Origin of the sequence: Dyella sp., assembly GCF_036384435.1 — a bacterium.
Lineage (GTDB): Bacteria > Pseudomonadota > Gammaproteobacteria > Xanthomonadales > Rhodanobacteraceae > GSA-30.
The window spans coordinates 76,762-93,892 of record NZ_DASVMI010000157.1; the positions used below are offsets into that span (position 1 = coordinate 76,762).

Here is a 17,131-nt window from a genome sequence, read left to right on the forward strand (position 1 = left end):
AGGGCGCCTGACATGTCTCGTGTTCTGGTTACCGGTGCATCCGGATTTATCGGCAGCCATATCGCCCAGCGCCTGCACGCCGCCGGCCACGACGTGCTTGCCATGGGGCGCGATACGGCGCGACTGATGCCACTGACATCGGCAGGTTTGCGTACGCGATCGATCGATCTCATCGATGGCGAACTGGCGTCCAGCCTGGCGGGCGTCGACGTCGTGATCCATTCGGCTGCGCTGTCTTCCCCCTGGGGGCGGCGCGAGGATTTCCTCGCCGCCAACGTACACGCCACGCAGCGCCTGCTGGATGCCGCTCTTGCACAAGGCGTGTCGCGCTTCGTGCACATGTCGTCGCCAAGCATTTATTTCCGCTTGCAGGATCGCTACGGCATTGGCGAAGCGTTCGAGCCGCCGGTTCGCTGGATCAATGCCTACGCCGAAACCAAATGGCTGGCCGAGGAGCGCGTGCGTCACGCGGTGACGCTGGGCCTTCCCTGCGTGATGCTGCGCCCACGGGCGGTGTTTGGCGAGGGTGATCGGGCGATTTTTCCGCGCGTGCTGGCACTGGCCAGACGCGGCTGGTTTCCGCGCGTTGGTAATGGCCAGGCCATGATCGACGTCACTTATGTCGGCAATGTCGTGGATGCAGTGGAAGCGGCGATGCAGCCGAGCGCGCCATCCCAGGGCCAGGCGTTCAACATCACCAACGGCGAGCCGATGGCGGCCATCGATCTGTTGCGCCTGTTGTTTTGCGCCACGAAAAGTGACGTGCGCCTGTTACCACTGCCGCGCTCGCTGGCGCTGACGTTGGGCGCGTTGAGCGAGACGATGGCGCGGGCCTTGCCTGGCCAGCCCGAGCCCAGGCTCAGCCGTTACGGCGTGGGCGTGCTTGGCTTCTCGCAGACCCTGGACATCACTGCGGCGCGCGAGCAACTGGGTTACCGCCCCCGCATAAGCATCGAGCAAGGCGTCGCCCGGTTCGCCACATGGTGGAAGCATCATGCCGCGCCTTGAATGGCGGGCCTATGAGGCCGGCTACTGCATGCACCCGGAATGCGCCACTCGCGTCGGCGCGCCGTTCAAGGCGGCACGTTATCCCTCCCTGGCATTTGCCTTGAAGCATCCGACGCGCGGCTGGGTCTTGTTCGATACCGGTTATGCACGGCATTTCATCCAGGCCACCCGGCACCTGCCCGAACGCCTGTACCGCACGGTGACACCCGTGCATCTGGGCGAACACGACGGATTGCGCGAGCAGCTACGCGCCGATGGCATCGCCCCGGAAGATGTCGGCTGCATCGTGCTGTCGCATTTCCATGGCGACCACATCGCAGGAGTGCGTGATTTTCCCCAGGCAACTCTGCTGTGCGCCCGCGAAGCCTGGGATGACTTGCGCGCACGCGGACGCATCGATGCGCTGCGTCACGGCCTGCTGCCCGCCTTGCTGCCGGATGATTTCCTGTCCCGTGTGTGCTGGATCGAAGATGCGCCACGCGTGGCCCTGCCACCGGCATGGATGGATTTCGGGCAGGGTCACGATCTGTTCGGCGATGGCAGCCTGCTGGCCATTGCCTTGCCAGGCCACGCCGCCGGACATTACGGCGTGTCGTTCCAGGCATCCGATGGCCAGCCCATGTTTCTGATCGCCGACGCGGTCTGGTCCATCGAGTCTGTGCGTACGAACACGCCGCCGCCGGCCCTGGTCACCGGCATGCTGGGCGATACGCAGACTTATCGCCGCACCCTGGCGAATCTGCACCGGCTGGCGGAATCCGAGCCTGCACTGCGCATGTTGCCTTCGCATGGCAGCCTGGAGCACTGTCGATGAGCCGCCTGCGTGATGGGCTGGCCCTGCTGCGCCATTACGTGGCTGCTCGTGGACGCCTTCATCTGCGCGATCGTGATGCGCTGCGCGCGCATCAGGAGCGACGCTGGCGTGCGCTGGCGACCTTCGTGACCGGCCATTCGCCGTTCTATGCAAGTTACGCCGGGCAATCGCTGGAAGTGTTTCCCGTGATGGACAAAGCGGCCTGGATGGCGGCATTCAATCGTATCAACACCGTGGGCCTGGATCTGGACGACGCATGGACGATCGCCACCCGCGCGGAGGTCTCGCGCGATTTTCGCCCCGACTGGCATGGCATCGCGATCGGCCTGTCCACGGGCACATCCGGTGCGCGTGGCGTGTTCCTGGCCTCGCGTCACGAACGACTGCAATGGGCTGCCGCCATGCTGGCCAGGATGCTGCCGGATGGCCTGCTGGCGCGTGCGCGCATCGCCCTGTTGCTGCGCGCGGGCAGCAATCTTTATGACACGCTCGATGGTGGCGCGCGCCTGTCGTTTCGCTATGTCGACCTGACCCAGCCGTTTGCCGACGTACTGGCGCAACTGGCGCATTGGCAGCCGAGTGTCCTGGTCGGGCCGCCCAGCGTGCTTGCGCTGGTGGCCGATGCGGTGCGGGCCGGACGCCTGCACCTGGCCCCGGCTCGCGTGGTGGCCGCCGCGGAGGTCCTGGACGAGATCGACGAACGTCGCATGCGCGAAACCTTCGGCGTGCGCATCGAACAGATCTACCAGGCCACCGAAGGCTTCCTGGGAACCACCTGCGTACATGGCACGCTGCACCTGCATGAAGACGTGCTGCTGTTCGAAAAGGATTGGATCGATCGCGAAGGACGGCGCTTCGCGCCCGTGGTCACCGATCTGTATCGCCGTACCCAGCCAGTGATCCGCTACCGTCTCAACGACGTCCTGGTCGAGCGTGCGACGCCGTGCCCGTGTGGCTCGCCCTTTACGGGTATCGAGCGCATCGAGGGGCGGGAGGACGATATCCTCTGGCTGCGGCACGTCCGTGGCCAGGGATGGGTTCCCGTTTTCGCCGACGTCCTGTCGCGAGCGCTGCTCCAGGCTGATACGGCGATTGTCGATTACCGCATCGAGCAGCGTGCCCTCGATCATCTGCACCTGGCCGTCGAGCCCGCACCCGATCCGGCGCGCGGCGATGCCATCCGTGCAGCGATCCGCACGTGCATCGCGCGGCTGGACGGCGTCACGCCGGCCCTGACGATCGACGGTGCGATTGATCGGCGTGACGAGCGCAAATGCAGGCGCGTTCGTCGCCTGTGTGGAGCACCCGATGCCTAAAGTGCTCATTCTCGGCGCGCGTGCGCCGGTCGCGCTCGACCATGCACGACGCTTCGCGCACCAGGGCTGGTCGGTGGTCGTGGCCGATAGTGCATCCTGCCGGCTTTCGGCCTGGTCGCAGGCTGTTTCCGCCTGTGTGCGGCTGCCCTCGCCCCGATGGGAGCCGGACGCCTTCGCGCGCGCATTGGCCGAGGCGCTACGCCAGCATCGCATCGATCTCGTGCTGCCGACGTGCGAGGAGGTCTTTCATCTGGCACGCCATCGGGTAAGCCTGCCCGAGTCGGTACGCGTGGCGACGTCTGATCTTGCCTTGCTCGATCGCTTGCACAGCAAATGGCAGTTCCTCGAACTGGCGCGCGAATGCGGTATCGCGGTACCGGCCAGTGCGCGCGTGACTACGCTGGACCAGGCGCGGCATTGGGCAGGCGAGGATGGCGTGGTGCTCAAGCCAGAGTATTCGCGCTTTGGTACCTTCGTTCGGCTGTACAGACAGGGCATTGCGGTCGATGCCCCTGAGCTTGAGCCTGTTGGCGCCTGGGTCGTGCAGCGGTTCTGCGAAGGACGCGAATTATGTTCCTACAGCATCGCCGATCGCGGTCGCCTGCTGGCACATGTCGTCTATCGTCCGGTCTATCGCCTGGCGGGCAGCGCGAGTTTCTGGTTCGAATCCCAGACCTTGCCGGCGATCGATCGCAAGGTCGCCGCACTGATCGCGCATACCGGCTTCACCGGACAGATCGCCTTCGATTGGATCGAGTCACCGGAAGGCGATGTATGGCCGATCGAATGCAATCCGCGCGCCGTCAGCGGCGTGCACCTGTTCGGCCTGGACGATGCGTTGCCGGCTGCCTTGATGGGCGAGGCGATCGGTATGCTGCGACCGTCTTCGTCGCAGCCATGCATGCTCGGTTCGGTGATGGCCACGGCCGGTGCCTGGCAGGCGTGGCGACAAGGTCGCTGGGCATCCTGGCGCGAAGACCATCGACGCGCGCGCGATGTGGTGGCCCTACGAGGCGACCGCCGTCCGATGTGGGGTGGCCTGTTCGACATGGCCAGCCTCGCCGGCATGGCCCGGCGTCAGCGCCTGAACCTGCGCCAGGCATCCACGCATGACATCGAATGGGACGGTCTGCCGGCATGAGCCGCCTGCCGCATATCGCCATCGATGCCTTCAATGCCAAGGCGGCGGCTTATCTGCAATTGCATCGCGGTCAGCCCACGCAGCCCTTCATCGCCAATGTGCAATGCCAGGTGGATGCGATCGATGCTGGCGGCGTGCTGTTTCCCGTGACCGTCAACCATGGCGAGCTGGGCAATGCCTGGGTGTGTTCGCCGCTGACGACCTACGGTCATTACGCGCGCGAGGAAGTCGATCGTCTCGGGCGCCCGTGGCTGGCGGCGCCGTTGCGCATGCTGGCGGCCGGCTTCGCCCATTGGTTGCAGCACGCCGATATCGATCGTGCCGTGGCGATCAACAACTGGCTCGTCTCCACCAATGCATACCCGGATCTGTGCGATGTCGATCTCGGCCTGGTGATCGCGCAGGCCCGTGAACGCTGGCCCGGGCATGCCCTCTGGTTTCGCTCGCTCAATACCACGCATCATGCGGCGTGGCTGCAACGGCTGTCCGATATGGGAGGCGTGTTGATTCCCAGTCGTCAGGTCTACTTGTTCGACGACGTGGATACGGCTGCGCGTGAGCGCACCGATCTGCGGCGCGACCTGGCCCTTCTGGAACGCCACGATGCACAAGGGCGCATTACGCGGTATTTCGGCGATGACGATTTCGAGCGGGCAGCAGGGCTTTATACCCAGTTGTATATCGACAAGTATTCGATGCTCAACCCGCGCTATGGCGCGTCTGTGCTGGCGGCCTGGCATCGTGCCAACCTGTTGGAGCTGCATGGTATACGCGATGCGCAAGGTGTCTTGCAGGGCGTGGTCGGCATGCTGCGTTTTGGCGATCTGCTGACGTCGCCCATCGTCGGCTACGACACGCACCAGCCCGCCCGACAGGGCCTGTATCGGATGCTCGCCGGGCTGGTGTTGCGTCAGGCCCGGCGCGATCGTGCAATGGTCAACCTCAGCGCAGGCGTGGCGCACTTCAAGCGCCAGCGTGGTGGTCAGCCGGCCATCGAATACAGCGCGGTGCTGGCCGGCCACATGCCGGCGCGTACCCGGCGCGTGCTTGGTGCACTAGGGGTGACCACGCGCCGGGTCGGGGTGCCGCTGATGCGCCGTTACAAATGGTGACCGATAGGGCTTTTCGATCGTAACCAGTCAATCAATCGATTGGATAAATGCGAACGTGATCGTTAATTTTCCCGCCCATGGCAGGTGCCAATAAACAGGGTGGAAAGTTCATGAGTCCGTTTTACGATTTCGACGCCGTCACCATCGAGGGCCGGGTGCAACCGATGCGTGCGTTTGCCGGCAAATGGGTGCTGGTAGTGAACGTGGCGTCCAAATGCCAGTTCACTTCGCAGTACCAGGGCCTGGAAGCCCTGTATCGCCGGCATGGCCGCGACCTGGTGATCCTGGGTTTTCCCTGCGACCAGTTCGGCCAGCAGGAGCCAGGTAGCGAAAGTGAAATCAGCCAATTCTGCTCGCTGACCTACGACGTGACCTTTCCCATGTTCGCCAAGGTCGAGGTCAATGGCGAGCGCACCCACCCGCTGTATGCGTATCTCAAGCAGCAAGCCAAGGGTCTGCTGGGCGCGGAGTCGATCAAGTGGAATTTCACCAAATTCCTGGTCGATCCCGCCGGTAAGGTGCAGCGCCGTTACCCCCCGGCGTTCACACCTGAGCATATCGAGGCGGACTTTGTCGGGGCATTGAAGGTGGCCTAGCTGCCAGGACAGCGAGGAAGGAAGGTCGATCATGGGGGCGCTTGCATGCCTTCCGTACCAACCCGCCACATGGTAGCGAGGGCATGCTTGCCAGCCTCACGGTATCGGCGGCGAGCTTCGTTGTGCCCTCGCTACTGGCCCTCACCCCTTAGCCCTCTTCGACATGGCGCGACCGGGTGCCCGGCTTTCCAACTCACGCCATGTACCGCTCCAGCCCCTTCGCCAACCCGTCAAACACCGCGCGGCATGCCGCGTGGCGGCGCATGTCGCCGTGCATGACCAGCCAGGTATCCATGTTCATGGCGATGCGCGGCAGCACGCGTTGGAGGCGAGGCTCGCGGCGGGCGAGGGGAACCTGGCAGAAGCCGATGCCGAACCCGGCGCGAATGGCCGCCAGCTGCGCGGCATTGCTATCAGTACGCAAGGCGAACATCGCACGCCGTAGCGTGATCCGGTTGCCCAGCATGCGGCGCATGTACGCCTGTTCGCGATCGAAGCCGATCAACGTGTGCAGCGCCAGGTCTTTGGGTTGCCGTGGCGCAGGGTGACGCGCGAGATAGTCTGGATGTGCATACATGCCCAGCTCGATGCTGCCTACACGCCGGGCGATAAGGGCTTCTTGGGTCGGCGTGAACATCCGCACGGCAATGTCCGCTTCATGCTGAAGCATGTCGCCGGCCTGGTCGGAAAGCACCAGTTCCAGCACGATGCCGGGGTGGGTGTGCCGTATGTCGGCCAAGATCGCCGGCAATACCTCCAGCCCCATGACCTCGGCGACACTGATGCGCACCGTGCCGGTGGCTTGGCGATGGCTACCAGTCGCCGCCCGGCGCAGGGCCTGCGCGGTGGCTTGCATGCGTTCGACGTAGGGTGCGATATCCAGCGCGGTCTGGGTGGGCAGCAGGCCGCTGGGCGAGCGCGTGAACAGGCTGACACCGAGCGCCGATTCCAAGGTGTCGAGATGACGGCCTACCGTGGGCTGGCTCAGGTCCAATGCCCGGGCCGCGCCTGACAGCGAGCCCGCCTCAATGACGCCAAGCAATGTTCGGTAGAGCTGCCATTCGGGGTCGTGTGCATCCATACGTTTTTGTATAGCTGATCAAGAATTTCGTCAATTCCTTATAGCCCCGTCAAGGCGCAGCATGCCTGCACCCAGACAGGAGAAGTGCTCATGCATACGAATCGAATCATGCTGGTCCTTGGCGCGACCGGCGGCGTTGGCGGTGAAGTGGCGCGCGAAGCGCTGCGTCGCGGATGGAATGTCCGTGCGCTCAATCGCCACCCCGAGCGGATGGCCGCCGAGCGCTCGGGCATTGAGTGGGTAGGTGGCGATGCAATGAACCAAGCCGATGTGATGCGCGCCGCCGAAGGGGTCCATGTCATCGTTCATGCGGTCAATCCGCCGGCCTATCGCCATTGGGAACAATGGGTAATGCCGATGATGGTCAACACGATCGCAGCCGCTCGCCACCATGGCGCACGCATCGTCCTGCCCGGCACGGTCTACAACTACGGTCCGGATGCTTTCCCGGTGATTGCCGAAGACGCCCCACAGCAGCCAAAGACTCGCAAGGGCGCGATTCGCGTGAAGATGGAACAAGCCTTGCGCGATGCATCCAGGGAAGGGGTTCCGGTATTGATCGTACGCGCCGGTGATTTCTTCGGTCCCCAAGCGGGCAATAGCTGGTTTGCGCACATGGTCACGGCGGGCAAGCCGGTAAAGCGCGTCATGCGGGTGGGTAAGGCCGGTGTCGGCCATACCTGGAGCTATCTGCCCGATGTCGCGCAGACGATGCTGCGCCTATTGGATAAGCAGGAGAAACTGGGCGTGTTCGAAAACCTGCATATGGCCGGCCACTGGGATGCCGACGGCTGGCAGATGGCCAGGAGCGTTGCGCGTGTGGCAGGCGGCAATGTCTCGATCTATGCATTCCCCTGGTGGGCGGTCACGCTGGCCAGGCCCTTCGTCAAACTGATGCGTGAGCTGCACGAGATGCGCTATCTGTGGATGCGTCCGGTGCGCATGGACAACCGACGTCTGCGTGAACTGCTGGGCGAAGAGCCGCACACACCGCTGGACGAAGCGGTGCGGCACAGTCTACGCGGCATGCGCTGCCTGGCAGAGACCTGAGCAATGATCCGATCAATGCTCCGCCGCCGGCAGGATGTCCCACTCCTGCGGCGCAGCGCTGACCGGTGCCTTGCACGCGACCGATATCGCTGGCTGTTTGCCGTCGTAGCCGACGGCTACCACCTGGTCGTGACCGCAGTGCTCGTCGAGTGCATGCTGCAATGCGGCCGGTTCGCCGCCGGGTATCGGGATGCCGGCGATAGAGGTCACCTTGCCCGGAACCAGCGCGTGACAGTTGGGCAGCTTGTCGAGCATGAAGCCATCGTCGAGTGTCCACATGCTGACCGAACCGCAATCGCCGGACATCAGGCGAGCCATCTGTCGCTGCGCATACATCTGGCGACCGCTCGCACTGATGGAGGCACGCACGCGCACGTCGTAGTGCAATTGGGCCAACGCCGTGCTCATGCCGTTCGCGTAGCCGCCGGTGTCGGCGGTGGCTTGCAACAGGGCCTGGCGCGTGCCCGATGATAATAGCGCTGGCATCAGGTCCTGCCAGCGATAATCACGTCCGTGTTCGTGGGGCGCCTGGTGTTGCAGCTGGCGCCAGAGTTCGAGATAGCCATGGGCCGGATTCCCTGGCTCCTGCGCCACCGCCAGTGCAAACATCAGGGGGACGCCGCAGTCATAGGGCAGGCTGCCCGGAGCGCGGGCATCGTTCAATGCGGCTGCCAGCGAACGATCCTTGGGTAACTGTGCCAGGCAACGGTCGTAAGCGTCGGACACCTTACCCAGCCAAGTAGCGCGATCCTGCTTGAGCACGAGCGCGGTGGCGATGACGCGCGCGAATTCGGCACCCCCTTCCTTGGCCAGCAACGCCTCTCCTTCGGGTGAACCCAGCGCCGGACCGGCATTCCAGGTATGGAAAATCTCGTGCGCCAGAAAGCCGAGCAGTTGCTTCTCACCCGCCGGATCGGGCGTTTTCCAGTCGTCGCCCTCCACCGCCAGGGACAGGGCGGCCTCCTGGTGGTCGCCGTGATAGCCCTTCCCCTGTCCGTGCACCAGATACAGGAAGATCGTCGGTACCTGCCGCTTGCCCAGCGTGGCCGCATAGTACGCGCTGATCGCGCTGATGTTCCTGACGGTGTCGTCGACCACCCAGGAAGCCAGGCCTCGATCGACGATCATGGTCAACCCGTCCACTTGCTTGATCTGTGGATGCCCCAGCGCGACATAACCATCGGGTGCACTGACATCGAGCGCAATGGCATCTCGCCGGCTCTGGCCGAAGCCTGCCACCATGCCATCGATGGAGGCATGAAAGCGTGGGCATAGCGCAGGGCCGTGGTCACCGGCTGGCTTGAAGAGGGTGTTGCGTATCACCACGGTGCCGTCTGTGTAGCGCAGGAACGGCGCGTATGCGCGGTCTTCGCGCTCGGGCATGGCATGGACGTCCATTTGAATATAAAGCAGCCGATGTCCTGGGTCGGCCGCGCTGATCTGGTTGTCCTGGATATGTGCCGAGCCATCGGGCGAGGTCCAGATGGACGGCCGATGCAGTGGTGTGAGATCGATCAGCGCAAGCGATCGGATATCCTTTGGGAGTGCGATGCGGATATCCGCATGATTGCCGCTCGCATCCAGGCGAATGTCGGCGGGAATGCAAGCCGTTGCTGCCGCGTGTACGACCTGGCTCAGCAGCAGGCATGCGGTGACTACGATCCATCGGGACATGTTCGACTCCCCTGAGTTACTCGCCAGTAAGCCGCCTGGCTATGACAGCGTCAACACGCCGGAAGTCACGTGTTGGCGATGCGTGCGGCTAGGAGCTGGGAGTCGTGAGTGGCCAGGAGCGAGGAGTGAATAGAGTGAGGAATGAGGGGCCAGGCGTTGCACGATTCCATAAAAAAGCGCCGGCGTGAGCCGGCGCTTTTTGCCCGAAACAGAATGTTCGCGATCAGTGCAGCTCGTTGCGCTTCTCGAAGTCGCGAACCTGCTTCTCGGCCTCGTCGCGAGCGATGCCGTAGCGCTCTTGCAGCTTGCCCGACAGATATTCTGCATTGCCCTCGGCAACCTTCAGATCGTCGTCGGTGAGCTTGCCCCACTGCGCCTTGATCTTGCCGCCGAGCTGTTTCCACTGGCCTTTGATGGTGTCTTGGTTCATGAGTTGTTCCTCCACGTGCATGGGATTGCACGCATCCGCCGATGCGTGATGCACAGTAGAACTCGCTGACCGTGACGCGTCCGTGCTGCGAAAGTGAACACGCGTGGATACTCATGAACGTCGAGACAGCAAACCACGGCAGAGTCCGATATCCCAGGACCGCTTCCAGCGCCCAACGCTAACTCCAAAAAAAAGCGCCCCTCCCGGAGCGCTCTTTTCGATGTGACGAGCAATCGCTGCTCAGCCCTTCTTGATCTCGAAGTTCTGGCTGCTGACCGTCTTGCCGTTCACCGCGATTTCGACTTTGTACTTACCTTCCGGCCAGTTGTTGGGGTTCTGCACGCGGAAGGTGGTGGTGGCCGGGCCATCGGTGGCAATCGACTGGCTGGTGGTGTTGACTAGCTGGCCCTTGCCTTCCAGGTAGCTCCACTTGGCGCTCAGCGTAGCGCCATCGGTGCTGCCGTCGGTGGCGACGCTGGCATAGATTGCCTTTTCGGTCGGCGAAAACGAAGTCTTGGCCTTGCTGACCTTGTGGTCGGCGCTCACAGCACCGCCCACGGTGACGCTGGCGACCTTCAGGTCACCGCCGGCCGGGGCGGCTGCGGCGGTGTTGGTGGCCGGGGTTGCGGCAGGCGCCGCGGCTGCCGTGCTGGCAGGCGCGGGTGTGGCAGCCGTGGACGTCGGAGCCGGAGCGGCCGTGCCGGTAGCAGCCGGAGCTGCTGCCGTGCTTGCCGGCTTCGGCGTGGAGGCGGCGGAGGTCGATGCACCGGCCGGCGCATTGGACGCCTGTTGTTCGCCCTTGCCGCAGGCGCTGAGCATCAGCAGGCCGGCAAACGTGGCGCTGTACAAGGCGGCGGAGCGTACGGAAAGTTTCATGTCTGGACCCATTGGCAGGAGCGGGAAAGGTGAAGCCGGCGCCACCTTGTGATGAGCGCCGGGCTGTACAGCGTAAAGCGTAGCTCCAATGATCTGAAGCCTTGATTACCGGATGGCCTATTGGCGAGCCCCGCGCGCATTGTCTGGATGCCCTGGTTCGCTGCTGCGGAACGGGTTGATATCCAGTCCACCGCGGCGTGTGTAGCGTGCGTAGACGCTCAGGCTCTGCGGTGCGCAATGGCGCTGGATGTCCACGAAGATCCGCTCCACGCATTGCTCATGAAACTCGTTGTGATTGCGGAACGAAACCAGATAGCGCAGCAGTCCCTCGGCGTCGATGCGACGGCCTCGATAGGCCACCTGCACGCTGCCCCAGTCCGGCTGGCCGGTGACCGGGCAATTGGAGCGCAGCAAATCCGAAACCAGCGATTCCTCGACGATATCCTCACCCGACGTGCGCAGGTACGCGGCCTTGGGTGGGCCGTAGTCGTCGATCGCCACGTCCAATGCATCGATCAGTGTGCCGTTGAGATCTTCGATCGTGTGCGCGTGGGCGCGGGCTGGGGTCAGACGCACCGTGACCGGCGCGCCGGCAGCGGCGGAAAGATCGCGCTCAAGGGTTTGGGCCAGGGTAGCTTCGCTGTTCAGGCGTTCGCCGGCAAAGCCGTTCAGATACAACTTGAACGACTTCGACTCGATGATGGCGGGCGAACTTGCCGGCACCCGGCATTGAAGGATCGCCACCATCGGCTTGCCACGAACATCCAGCCAGGAAAGTTCATAGGCGTTCCAGATGTCCACGCCCTGGAATGGCAGGGCGGCCCCGTCGATGCCGATCTCATCGCGCTTGGCCTGGCGCGGAATCGGAAACAGGAGGCTGGGATCGTAACGATCGGCGTAGGGCGTGCTTTTGCCCAGCAGGGAGTGTTCGGGGGTGGTCATGCGGGCATTTTAGCGGAAGCACCTTCGGCCTATTGACTACATGTGTCGTCACGGCGTACGTTGACGACACATGTAGTCACGGAGCGTTCCGCATGAGCAAGACCTCGATCGGCGACCAGGAGCTGGCGCTGCTGCACTACCTGGCCGCGCATGAGCCTGCTTCGGTCGGTGAAGTGGCGGCCGGCTACGGCGAGGAGCGCGGCCTGGCCCGGTCCACCGTGTTGACGATGATGGAACGACTGCGCACGAAGGGTTATCTCAAGCGCCGACACGTCAAGGGCGTCTATCGCTACAGCACCGCCACGGGGCCGGGCGAGGCGATGCGTAGTGCGGTCGGGCAGTTCGTCGAGAAGACACTGAGCGGGTCGGTGTCACCGTTCGTGGCATGGATGTCCGAGCGGGCGACCGTCAGCGATACCGAACTGGCCGAACTCGAAGCACTGGTGAGCCAGTTGCAGTCCCGGCGCAAGGAGAGCTGACATGCACGCCCTTTTCGATACCTGGCTCGAACGCATGGCGTGGACCTCGCTCCAGGCCGTGCTGTTGTTTGGCGTCGTGTGGCTGCTGGCCCGCTTTCTGCCGCGTCTGACTCCCGCCATCCGCTGCATGTTGTGGTGGCTGGTCGGCCTGCAACTGTTGCTGGGTCTGGCCGTGGGTTCGCCTCTGCGACTGCCGTTGCTCAAGCCGCTGGCGACGGAATCGGCGACACCCACGGCGATGGTGAGGCACGATAACCAGCCCGTCACCGTGCTGCGATACGACCATGCCGATACCGCACCGGTCCTGACCGCGAAGGCGACAAGCGGGTCGCTGGATTGGCGTCAATGGTTGTTCGCGGCCTGGGCCGCCGGCGTGCTGTTGCAGCTTTTGCTGGTTTCGCGCCAAGCGCTGGAAGCATGGCGCACCGTGCGCGCGGCGACGCCGTTGCGCGAAGGGCCCTTGTTCGACGCGGTACGCGAACAATCCCACGCCATGGGTTTGCATCGGCATCCGGCCCTGCGCCTGTCCGATGACATTACCTCCCCGCAGGTCATGGCGGGCTGGCGTCCGGTGGTGCTGCTGCCGGCCGATCATGGCCTGACGCCCGAGGAATCGGCGATGGCGATAGCACACGAACTAGCTCATCTGCGTCGTGGCGATCTGTGGTTGGGCTGGATTCCCGCGTTGGCCCAGGGCCTGTTTTTCTTTCATCCACTTGCCCGTTGGGCTACGCGCGAATACGCGTTGAACCGCGAGGCTGCCTGTGATGCACAAGTCATGGCGCGTCATCGGCATACCGAAGCGCAGACCTATGGCCGGCTATTGCTGCGCCTGGGCGTCGCGCAACCACTCCCCTCCGGCTTGGCCGGAGCGTCCCCCACGTTTCAGACCCTGAAAAGGCGACTGACCATGTTGCAACAATCGATCAACGACTCTTCGCCGCGGGCACGCGGATGGTTGCTGGTAGCCCTGATTGCCTGCGCCGGCGTGCTTCCCTACCGCGTGACCACGGCATCGCCCGGCATGATCAGCAACGGTCAGGCCACGCAGAGCGCCAGCGACGATACGACGCCCCTCAGTCCGGCACCCACTGCCGCACCGCACCCCATGCCGCATCCGCAGCGTGTGGCCATGGTCAGTCCTGGTTACGGTCCCGGGCCGTTGCCGCCTCCGCCGCCGATGCCGCCGCATGGTCCGATGCCCCTGCCTCCGCCTCCGCCAGCCCCGCCGGCCGGCGCGGTGCCACCTCCGCCTCCGCCGCCGCCGCCTTCATCGACTGACATGCTTGGCGTTCGCGCACGGCACATGCAGATATCGATGCACGATGGCGCACGAAACGGCATTGCCCTGATCGACGGCGATAACGTGATGTTCGATGGTGACATCACCGATGCGCAGTCGATCAAGCGCATGAGCAAGAACGGCCCGATGCTATGGGTGCGGCGTGGCGACAAGGCCTATGTCGTGCGCGATGCTGCGTTCCTCAAGCGCGTACGTGACGTGTACGCGCCTGTGATTGAAGCCGATACCGCACAGGGTCGACTGGCCGGTGAGCAAGGCCGCCTGGCGGGTGAAGAAGGGGGACTGGCCGCTCGCGAAGGCTCGTTTGCCGGTCGCGAAGGTGAGATTGCCAGCGAACGCGCTGCCTTGGCATCCGAACGCGCCGCGTTGATATCCAGCGGTGCCGATGCCACTGCGCGCAATGCGGAAATCGACGCCCGCGATCGCGCCTTGTCGGAGCGTGAAGACGACATCCGCAAGGAAATGGATAGCCAACGCGCCGATATCCAGAAGCAGCGCCAAGCGATCGACAAGCAGCGTCGCGACCTCGATCGTCAGCAAGTCGACCTCACGCGCAAGCAGGACCAGTTGCATGGCAAGGCGGACGCCCAGATTGACAAGCTGATCAACGAGGCGATCAGCAGCGGTGCGGCGCAAGCGGTCGATGTCTGAAGGGCCGTCTGATTGCATGTGCTGCGATACAGTCACGGCTTGGAGCTCTGAACGTCCACGCCGTGACCTGCATCGCGATGAAGGTCGCCCTTGCGCCAAGCCGTGTGTCACCTTGTAGGAGCCAATTCATTCGCGAAGTAATCTGCGATCCAGTCGCAGATTGGGGCTGTCGAAACCTCCAAGCCACGACCGAAGTCGCGACTTGCACCGCGACTTCGCTCCTGGCACGCGATTGAACCGCTCCTGCCCAATCCGATCAGGGCGCTTTCAGCAGGTATTCCTTCGGCGGCTGCGCGCCCATCAGGTAACGCACGAAGTAATCCCAGCGCCGGCGCATCATGTAAGTGCTGGCGGCGCCGTAACCATGATGCGCATTGGGGATCATCACCAGGTCAAAATCCTTGTTTGCCTTGATCAAGGCATCGACCACCAGCAGCGTTTCCGAGGGCGGTACGTTGTCGTCCATGGTGCCATGGGCCAGCATCAGATGGCCCTTGAGATTGGCTGCGAACGATTGATTGGCCTGCTTGTCGTAGTTACTGCTGCCATCGGGATTCTTCTTCAGCAGGCCCTGCCACTTCTCGGCCCAGTCATCCTCGTAATTGCGGTTGTCCTGGTTGCCGCTTTCGGCAATGCCCACCTTGAAGAAATCCGGGTAATGAAACATGGCACCGACCGTGGCATTGCCACCGCCGGAATGACCCCAAATACCCACGCGATCCATGTCGATCCACGCATAGCGCTTGCCCAGTTCCTTCAGGCCGGCTACCTGGTCGGGTAGCGTGTTATCTTCGATTCTCTCGAAGTACGCATCGTGGAAGGCCTTCGAGCGCCAGGGCGTACCCATGCCGTCAATCGCCACGACGATGAACCCCAGTTCCGCCAGTGCCTGATGATCGCCGTGCCCGGCGCTGAAACTGCGGCTGCCGACCGAGCCTGTCTGAGGACCCGGATAAATGTAATCGACGATGGGATACTTCTTGCTTGGGTCGAAGTGTGTTGGCTTGAACATCAAGCCGTACAGGTCGGTCTTGCCGTCGCGCGCCTTCACGGTGAATGGCTGCGGAGCCTGCCAGCCCGCGGCAGTCAGACGGCTGATATCCGCCTTGGCGACCTGGTGCAGTGTGTGGCCGTCCTGCGCATCGCGCAACACGGTGATCGTCGGCGTGGTCGGCGTCGAATAGGCGTCGACGAAAAAGCGCCCGTCGTCGGACAGACTGATTGTGTGATCGGCGGCCTCCGGTGTCAGCAACGTCGCGTGTTTGCCATCGAAACCGATCTTGTAGAACTGCTGATAGTAAGGATCGACGCCTTTTTCCTTGCCGACACCGCGAAACCATATCGTGCGAGTGGCCGGATCAACGCGCAGCACCTGGGTGACATTGCCTTCACCCTGGGTGATCGCGTGCTCCAGCTTGCCGGTCTTGAGGCTGTATAGGTAAAGCTGTCCCCAGCCGTCGCGTTCGCTGAACCAGATGGCTTCGTCGGTATCTGGCAGGTAATGCCAGTTCACCATGTCGTTGCCGCTTTCGAAGTAGGTCTTCACTTTCTCGTCGAACACCGTGCGCACGTTGCCGGTCTGAGGATCGGCAAGGCGGAACCACTCCTGCTTGTGGTCGCGCGAGGTTGAGACAAACGCCAGGCTCTTGCTGTCGCCTGACCATTTCACATCATCCCAGCCGCCGTCGCGGCCACAACTGATGTCATCGCACAGGCTGGAACGATGCTGGTCGGCGGGCATTTGCAGGCGTACCACGTGCTTGTCGGCCACATGGATCACAACGCGCTCGATCATCGTGACGTTGTCATCGCCAGGCAGCGGATATTTCCATTGCTCGAGTTTGGGATGGCCAACGTTCGTGCTGACCAGGTACATGTCACCGGTCTTGCGTTGATCCTGCTGGAAGGTGGCGATCTGGCTCGAATCGGGCGACCACACCAGGATCGCCGCATCGGTATGCTTCCAGCCAGCGTTGTCGGTGGCGTAGCCGTAGTTTTCCACGCCGTCGGTGGTCAGTTGGGTTTCCTTGCCGCTAGCGATGTCGCGAACCCACAGGTTCCAGTCACGGATGAAAGCTTCACTGCGCTTGTCCGGCGATACCACGCCTGGTTCCTTGTCCTGCTGTGCCGTGCAGTCGTCGCCTTTGGCGTCGCATATGTAATGCTTGCCGCCGCGCTCGATGCCCAGGCGGCCATCAGTCAGCGTTTCGAAACCAGTGATTCCCAGCTTGTTGGCTTCCACTTTCTTCACGCCGGATTTTTCCAGGGCGGTGGCCATCCTGGCCTGGTCGAACAGCGGACTGGCCTGGCCAGTGGCTGTGTCATAACGCAGATAGTGGTCGCCCGAGGCGTCATGGTCGCGATACCAGAAATGCGTTCCATCGAGCCAGTTGACGGATGTCACAGCGTGGTCGACCAGGGGCGTGGTGTTGAAACTGACAAAGCGTTCGGCGCGGGCGTAGTCATCCCGGCTCAACGTCGCCGTCTGGGCGGTCGCGCTGGCGGACAGGGCAGCGAGAATCAGCGCGCCGAACAGGCGCGTACGTACAAACATCGGGCCCATGCGAGGCTCCCCTTGAAGAATACGTGCCAGCCCTTCGGGCCCGGCGTGGACAATCCTTCGATCCTACGCCCGCCGCCAAGGGGGGACCCCTGCCG

The 17,131-nt window shown here is 63.4% G+C and carries 15 protein-coding genes; 9 read left to right on the forward strand and 6 right to left on the reverse strand.

Features of this window, described 5'->3' with window-relative positions; all coding sequences use genetic code 11:
• The first annotated feature begins 12 nt into the window (after positions 1-12).
• From VF436_RS15455 to VF436_RS15480, 6 genes are all read left to right on the forward strand, one after another.
• Positions 13-1,008, forward strand: a complete 996-nt coding sequence (locus tag VF436_RS15455; protein WP_330904916.1) for an NAD(P)-dependent oxidoreductase — start codon at positions 13-15, stop codon at positions 1,006-1,008.
• Entirely contained in the window at positions 995-1,822 is an 828-nt protein-coding gene (locus tag VF436_RS15460; protein WP_330904917.1) for an MBL fold metallo-hydrolase, read from the forward strand. The genes VF436_RS15455 and VF436_RS15460 overlap by 14 nt, the downstream gene beginning before the upstream one ends.
• Entirely contained in the window at positions 1,819-3,138 is a 1,320-nt protein-coding gene (locus VF436_RS15465; RefSeq protein ID WP_330904918.1) for a F390 synthetase-related protein, read from the forward strand. The genes VF436_RS15460 and VF436_RS15465 overlap by 4 nt, the downstream gene beginning before the upstream one ends.
• On the forward strand, positions 3,131-4,279 hold the full coding sequence (locus VF436_RS15470; protein ID WP_330904919.1) for an ATP-grasp domain-containing protein: 1,149 nt from the start codon (positions 3,131-3,133) through the stop codon (positions 4,277-4,279). The genes VF436_RS15465 and VF436_RS15470 overlap by 8 nt, the downstream gene beginning before the upstream one ends.
• Positions 4,276-5,391: a hypothetical protein gene (locus tag VF436_RS15475; protein WP_330904920.1), complete on the forward strand. Its 1,116-nt coding sequence runs from the start codon at positions 4,276-4,278 to the stop codon at positions 5,389-5,391. The genes VF436_RS15470 and VF436_RS15475 overlap by 4 nt, the downstream gene beginning before the upstream one ends.
• 110 nt (positions 5,392-5,501) lie before the next feature.
• A complete protein-coding gene (locus VF436_RS15480; RefSeq protein WP_330904921.1) occupies positions 5,502-5,987 on the forward strand; it encodes a glutathione peroxidase in 486 nt (161 codons plus the stop codon).
• Between the two features lie 193 nt (positions 5,988-6,180).
• On the opposite strand, the gene VF436_RS15485 is transcribed toward VF436_RS15480, so the two are convergent.
• A complete protein-coding gene (locus tag VF436_RS15485; protein ID WP_330904922.1) occupies positions 6,181-7,068 on the reverse strand; it encodes a LysR family transcriptional regulator in 888 nt (295 codons plus the stop codon).
• Positions 7,069-7,158: 90 nt separating this feature from the next.
• Between VF436_RS15485 and VF436_RS15490 the strand changes: the two genes are divergently transcribed.
• On the forward strand, positions 7,159-8,118 hold the full coding sequence (locus tag VF436_RS15490; RefSeq protein ID WP_330904923.1) for an NAD-dependent epimerase/dehydratase family protein: 960 nt from the start codon (positions 7,159-7,161) through the stop codon (positions 8,116-8,118).
• Positions 8,119-8,130: 12 nt separating this feature from the next.
• On the opposite strand, the gene VF436_RS15495 is transcribed toward VF436_RS15490, so the two are convergent.
• The 4 genes from VF436_RS15495 to queF form a co-directional block, all read right to left on the reverse strand.
• Positions 8,131-9,792, reverse strand: a complete 1,662-nt coding sequence (locus tag VF436_RS15495) for a hypothetical protein (protein WP_330904924.1) — start codon at positions 9,790-9,792, stop codon at positions 8,131-8,133.
• 223 nt (positions 9,793-10,015) lie between these two features.
• Complete coding sequence (locus VF436_RS15500) at positions 10,016-10,222, reverse strand: CsbD family protein (protein WP_330904925.1); 207 nt, start codon at positions 10,220-10,222, stop codon at positions 10,016-10,018.
• Positions 10,223-10,462: 240 nt separating this feature from the next.
• A complete protein-coding gene (locus tag VF436_RS15505) occupies positions 10,463-11,098 on the reverse strand; it encodes a hypothetical protein (protein WP_330904926.1) in 636 nt (211 codons plus the stop codon).
• Between the two features lie 117 nt (positions 11,099-11,215).
• On the reverse strand, positions 11,216-12,040 hold the full coding sequence (queF, locus tag VF436_RS15510) for an NADPH-dependent 7-cyano-7-deazaguanine reductase QueF (protein ID WP_330904927.1): 825 nt from the start codon (positions 12,038-12,040) through the stop codon (positions 11,216-11,218).
• Between the two features lie 92 nt (positions 12,041-12,132).
• Here queF and VF436_RS15515 point away from each other — a divergent pair, with 92 nt between their 5' ends.
• Together VF436_RS15515 and VF436_RS15520 are read left to right on the forward strand one after the other, a co-directional pair.
• The gene (locus tag VF436_RS15515; RefSeq protein WP_330904928.1) at positions 12,133-12,519 is read left to right on the forward strand and encodes a BlaI/MecI/CopY family transcriptional regulator; all 387 of its coding nucleotides are present in this window, start codon (positions 12,133-12,135) and stop codon (positions 12,517-12,519) included.
• A 1-nt stretch (position 12,520) separates the two neighbouring features.
• Positions 12,521-14,473, forward strand: coding sequence for a M56 family metallopeptidase (locus VF436_RS15520; RefSeq protein WP_330904929.1), 1,953 nt, complete (start codon positions 12,521-12,523; stop codon positions 14,471-14,473).
• A gap of 256 nt (positions 14,474-14,729) precedes the next feature.
• Here the strand turns inward: VF436_RS15520 and VF436_RS15525 are convergent, their stop codons facing one another.
• Positions 14,730-17,036: a S9 family peptidase gene (locus VF436_RS15525; RefSeq protein WP_414649871.1), complete on the reverse strand. Its 2,307-nt coding sequence runs from the start codon at positions 17,034-17,036 to the stop codon at positions 14,730-14,732.
• Positions 17,037-17,131 lie beyond the last annotated feature (95 nt).

Bases quoted from the DNA above. Each gene is read 5' to 3' on its own strand.
- VF436_RS15455 (WP_330904916.1), top strand. From the start codon at position 13: ATGTCTCGTGTTCTGGTTACCGGTGCATCCGGATTTATCGGCAGCCAT.
- VF436_RS15460 (WP_330904917.1), top strand. From the start codon at position 995: ATGCCGCGCCTTGAATGGCGGGCCTATGAGGCCGGCTACTGCATGCAC.
- VF436_RS15465 (WP_330904918.1), top strand. From the start codon at position 1,819: ATGAGCCGCCTGCGTGATGGGCTGGCCCTGCTGCGCCATTACGTGGCT.
- VF436_RS15470 (WP_330904919.1), top strand. From the start codon at position 3,131: ATGCCTAAAGTGCTCATTCTCGGCGCGCGTGCGCCGGTCGCGCTCGAC.
- VF436_RS15475 (WP_330904920.1), top strand. From the start codon at position 4,276: ATGAGCCGCCTGCCGCATATCGCCATCGATGCCTTCAATGCCAAGGCG.
- VF436_RS15480 (WP_330904921.1), top strand. From the start codon at position 5,502: ATGAGTCCGTTTTACGATTTCGACGCCGTCACCATCGAGGGCCGGGTG.
- VF436_RS15485 (WP_330904922.1), bottom strand. From the start codon at position 7,068: ATGGATGCACACGACCCCGAATGGCAGCTCTACCGAACATTGCTTGGC.
- VF436_RS15490 (WP_330904923.1), top strand. From the start codon at position 7,159: ATGCATACGAATCGAATCATGCTGGTCCTTGGCGCGACCGGCGGCGTT.
- VF436_RS15495 (WP_330904924.1), bottom strand. From the start codon at position 9,792: ATGTCCCGATGGATCGTAGTCACCGCATGCCTGCTGCTGAGCCAGGTC.
- VF436_RS15500 (WP_330904925.1), bottom strand. From the start codon at position 10,222: ATGAACCAAGACACCATCAAAGGCCAGTGGAAACAGCTCGGCGGCAAG.
- VF436_RS15505 (WP_330904926.1), bottom strand. From the start codon at position 11,098: ATGAAACTTTCCGTACGCTCCGCCGCCTTGTACAGCGCCACGTTTGCC.
- queF (WP_330904927.1), bottom strand. From the start codon at position 12,040: ATGACCACCCCCGAACACTCCCTGCTGGGCAAAAGCACGCCCTACGCC.
- VF436_RS15515 (WP_330904928.1), top strand. From the start codon at position 12,133: ATGAGCAAGACCTCGATCGGCGACCAGGAGCTGGCGCTGCTGCACTAC.
- VF436_RS15520 (WP_330904929.1), top strand. From the start codon at position 12,521: ATGCACGCCCTTTTCGATACCTGGCTCGAACGCATGGCGTGGACCTCG.
- VF436_RS15525 (WP_414649871.1), bottom strand. From the start codon at position 17,036: ATGGGCCCGATGTTTGTACGTACGCGCCTGTTCGGCGCGCTGATTCTC.